Below are 4,510 nucleotides of genomic sequence, written 5' to 3'. Positions count from 1 at the left end.
CTGGGCGCGCAGCAGGGCGACGGTGTCGGTCAGGTCCTCGCGGGCGGCCCGCTGCCGCAACGCGCGTTGCCGGCCACGGTCCGAGGCCGCGGCGGCGGCCAGCTGGGCCGTATGCCGGGCCCTGGCCGAGGTCAGGAGACTGCCGGCGAAGAACGCCGGGCCGGGCAGGTCGGCGAGGCACAGGAGCGCGTACAGCGGGTCGGCGATCCGATGCGCGGGCCGGTATTGCCGCTTCCAGAGGTGGGCGATGATCTGTTCGACCGGCAGGCCGCGACGTTCCCGCAGGTCGACCAGCAGCTCGAAGTAGTCCGCCGCCGGGAACGGCAGCCCGGGCAGGCTCGCCGGCCGGCCGGCGCTCGCGAACCGCACCTCGGCCTCGCCCGGCCGCGGCCGATCGGTGTAGGCGAGCCGTATCCGGTGCTCGGTGCCCGAGTCCGCCCAGGTGCTGGCGACGAGCCGCGCCCGCTGGCCGTAGGGAAGCAGTGCGGCGACGGCGTCGAGGAAGCCAAGACGCTCCTCCACCTGTTCCCAGCTTCCCGCCGCCGACGCCCCCAGGAGCGCCACCGGCTGGCACAGCAGCAACGCGGCGATCCCGGCGGCGAGCCGGAAGTTCTCACCCGCCAGCCGGTCGGCGATCCGGCCGGCGTCGAGCCCGGCCAGGGACCCGAGCGGTACGGCGCCCGGCACGTCGTCTCCCACGGCCGCCGGCGCCGCGGGCTCGGGGACGGGAGCGGGGCGGACGGCGATGCTGGTGTCGCGGTCGTGCGACACGCCCACGGCGTCCGGCCCGACGGCGGCCGCCACCTCGGGGTCGTGCCGCAGAGCCTCGTACAGGCCCTGGTAGCCGACGGCAACGGCGGCGAGCGCGGCGAACGGCGCGCACAGGTAGGTCGTGCCGGCCACCCGCCGGCCGGCGGCGTCGGCCAGGTCTGTCCAGTCGCGCACGGCGATCCCGAGTACGCCCGGGCCGACCGGCCCCGGGCCACCGGCGCCGGTAACCAGGGCCGTTCCCGTTCCCGTTCCCGTTTCCGCGCCGGCCGCGCCGCCAGCCCTGCCCGCGAGCGGGTTCAGCGGGGCGTAACTGACGGTGGCCCAGGGCAGGGCGGCGGCGCCCGGCCGGCTGGCCCGCGGTGGTGGCGTACCGGGACCGAAGCGGCGAAGAATGCTGTCGTAGTCGGCCCGGCTGAAGTACGCGTTGCTCGCGCGCTGCACCGCGTAGTCATCCGAGGCGCCGGCCTGCTTGCCGTAGACCGCCCAGCCAGCCGCGACCCGCCGGGCGCCAGCGGTCGGGTCCACCGGGGACCGCCGCCGTGGCTCGTCGGCTGGTGACCGGCTCACCGGCCCACCTCGGCTAGACCTCGTCCTCGTCGTCGAAGGTCACGGCCGCCGACGGAGTGAAGGTGGCTGGGCGCTCCTCGTCAGACAAATCCGGCGGGGGCTGCCGACCAGCGCTCGGCACGGGCGGCGCCAGGTCCGGCGGGGGCGCCAGGTCGGGCGGGGGCGCCAGGTCGGGCGGGGGCGCCAGGTCGGGGTCGAGGTCCGGGTCGAGGTTGTCGACGGACGTGTCCCAGCGGGGCCCGCCCGTCGGCGTGACCGGCGCGACCCCGGGTGGACGGCCCTTGCGGATCGACTCCTCCAACCACAGAAAGGGCTCCAACACGCCTACCGGACGGATCGGGCCGCGGATGCGCGCCCCCGCCTCGCTGGTGGCGACGTTACGGAAGTCCTGAACCCGGAAATAGCCGGCGGGGCCGACGTAGAAGCCGACCGACGAGCTGGCAAAGTACCGGACCCGTCCGGGGCTGAAGTGCGTCTCAATCGCTCCGCGGACCCTCGGCCCGCTGGTGGCCTCACGCAGGGCGCAGAGCGTCTGGAAGAAGTCCGCGGCATCCTCACTGGTGATCTGCGGGAGCAGCAGGTCGTTGTCGCCGGCAGACAGGAACGCGCCGTCATAGGCGCGGTTGAACACGATCGGGTCGTCGATCTTGTTGATGCAGACCGCCAGATAGTGCGGCAGCCGGCCATCCCGCAGCCGACCCAGCTGGGCGGCCCGCGCGGTGACGCGCTCGAGCATGCTGTCCAGGTACTGGAACGTGTCGTGGGTGGCCAGCTCCCGCAGGGGATCGAACAGGTAGACGATCCCGTCGGCCCGGGCCAGGTGGTCGACCAGCCGCTCGACCTGGTCGTCGGTCCCCGAGGCGGCGCCGAACGACCCGCCGACCGGGTCCTCGTCGCCGAAGTCGATGTCGGGAGTCGAGAGGTCCGCCGCGTCCGGGCCGTAGCGCCGGCCACCGACGTCGACCAGGACGATCTCGAACTCCCGGATCCGCTGGCCCCGCCGCCGCAGCCGAGACCACCAGCCGACCGTCTGCGGCTTCACCAGTCTCAAGGTCAGCTCGTGCACCGAGTCGAGGGTCGCCTCCGGGAAGCTGCCCGCGTTCAGCTGGGCGGTGATCCGGCGCAGGAAGCGCGAACTCGGCTCGTTGCCGCCGTACAGCAGCCAGCCCTGTTCCCTGTCGGGCTGGTCGCCGACCGCGAGCCGCAGGGCGGCGAGCATCGTCGTCTTGCCGCTCTCCGTCGCGCCCCACAGCCCGATCCGGCTTGCCGCGGCCCGCTCCGCCGACCCACTCGGCCGCGTCATCGGCACCGTCCCGACCGCCCGAAGGCGTCCCCGCACCTCATCAAGCCCCCCGAACTAGCCGCCGACGGTGTTTCCTCGCCCATGTTTCGCTCACCGTCATCCGTCCAGCACATCGGCGACCGGTGCCGTCAGTGCCCGCGCCGCCGCCGCCGCGAGGTCTGGATTTCCGTCGGACGCGGCGACGTAGGCGACCACCACCCGAGTGATCTTGGCACCGTCCTTGACGAACTGGACCGACCAGGCGCCCGCGTCGCCCGCCAACACCGAGAAGGTGGCCCGAGTGCCGAGGTCACCGAGATCCTTCAGGGCCGTGAGGTCGTCGCCGGCCTGGCGGTCCTGGTCGGCGGCGCCACCGCCGGTCAGCAGGTAGGGCGCCGGCAGCTTGCCGGGCGACTTCTCGTTCAGCGTGGCGAGCCCGGCGAGCGCGGTCGCCACCTGCAGCGGGCTCGCCCAGAGGCAGGTGCTGAGGTCAGGGCCGCAGTCCTGGGCCGACCCAACCGTGATCCCGTCGACGCCGGAGTGGTCCCCGCTGTCGAGTCCCTCCTTGCCCAGCTGCTCGCCGGCCTTGCCGTCGAGGGCGACCGCCGTGAGCAACGGTCCGAGGACGGGACTGAGATCCTTGCCGGGTGTCGGGGCGGGTGTCGGGGCGGGCAGTGCGCCGGCGACGAGGGCGAGAACCTTCCCGCAGCGTTCGCCCGCGAGGAACCGAGGTGTCGAGTGCGGATCCTTCGGCAGCTCGACGCACGCCTGGTATCGCGGGTCCTTCCGGATCGCTTCGTCGGCCGAGGCGAGAATCCTGTCGGCCGCGTTTCGGTCGGGAGGCGCCGGCGCGAACGCGTCGTCGACCTGCCTCTGGTCGATCGGCTTCCCGGCGACCGTCTGCTTCTGGTCAACCAGTACCTGCAGCGCTTCCCGCCTTAGCTGATCGCGGGCGGTCTTCGCCGCCGCGTCGTATCCGGAGTCGCTCGAGAGCGCGGACAGGATCAGCAACGAGCCGATGTCACCCGTGGGGGCCGCGGCCCACCACCCCTCCCGATCGACCCGCCCGCTTCCGGTTCTCGCGCCGCCGGAGGGGTCAGCGGTCACCGGCGACACTCCGGCGGGCGTGACCATCGGCCGGCCCGGGCCGGCCGCCGCCGAGAGGGGGTTGGCATCCGCTGGCGGCGGGGTCTTGGGGCCGGCGGTGGACGGCGAGGCTCCGGCCCCCCCGCCCGACGTCGACGCACCGCTGGACGGCTTCGGGCTCTCCTGCCGCTTCGCCCCGCCGGTCGGCGACGGCGTGCTCGGCGACGGTGGCCCGGAGGGCGTGGCGGCGGTGGACGGCGTAGGAGTGACGGACGGGGTGGGCGTGGCGGAGGGCGTGGCCGTGGCGGGCGGCGCGGTGCCGCCCGAGCCGCCGGTGCCGGTGCCGGTGCCGGTGGCGAGGGTCAGCAGCTTGCCGTCGCTGACCTCCAGGGCGACGACGGAGCCCACCGCCCCGGGTTGCAGTTCCTTCGTCATCGCGTCGACGGCGGCCTGCTGGGCGGAGCCGTCCAGCGTGGCCTCCGCCGCCTGCGGGCAGCGGGCGCCGAACCCGCCACCGGGCGCCTGCGCGGGCGGCTTCGCCGGGCACCACGCGCCGGCGCCAACCCGCCCGCTCAGGGCCTTTCGGGTGACCTCGTCGAGACCCGCCCATCCCACGTCGATGGTCGCCTTGGGTCGATACCTGTCGGCCTCCGAGACCGCCGCGGTGTCGTCAGCGGCGCTACTGTGACGGTTCTCGTTCGCGGCGGCCACCGGCAGGGCGATGACCATCGCGAGGACGCAGCCGACCGCGACCAGCCGTGGCACCCCGTCATCGCGGTCATCGCGGCGCGCGCGGCCAGCCAC

General features: G+C 74.4%; 1 protein-coding gene and 2 pseudogenes. All 3 read right to left on the bottom strand.

The genetic code is table 11. From position 1 onward, the window contains the following. Positions 1 to 1,338 (bottom strand): annotated as a pseudogene (locus FRCN3DRAFT_RS0206950) (hypothetical protein); the annotation flags it as partial. A gap of 13 nt (positions 1,339 to 1,351) precedes the next feature. Beyond that, the gene (locus tag FRCN3DRAFT_RS43050) at positions 1,352 to 2,641 is read right to left on the bottom strand and encodes a hypothetical protein (RefSeq protein ID WP_007520565.1); all 1,290 of its coding nucleotides are present in this window, start codon (positions 2,639 to 2,641) and stop codon (positions 1,352 to 1,354) included. Positions 2,642 to 2,737: 96 nt separating this feature from the next. Next, a pseudogene (locus FRCN3DRAFT_RS43045) lies at positions 2,738 to 4,510 on the bottom strand (hypothetical protein); the annotation flags it as partial.

This window comes from Pseudofrankia saprophytica, assembly GCF_000235425.2.
In the GTDB taxonomy this organism is placed as follows: Bacteria; Actinomycetota; Actinomycetes; order Frankiales; family Frankiaceae; genus Pseudofrankia; species Pseudofrankia saprophytica.
The sequence above is the reverse complement of the archived record's forward strand: the minus strand, read 5'-3'. Positions and strand labels throughout refer to the sequence as shown.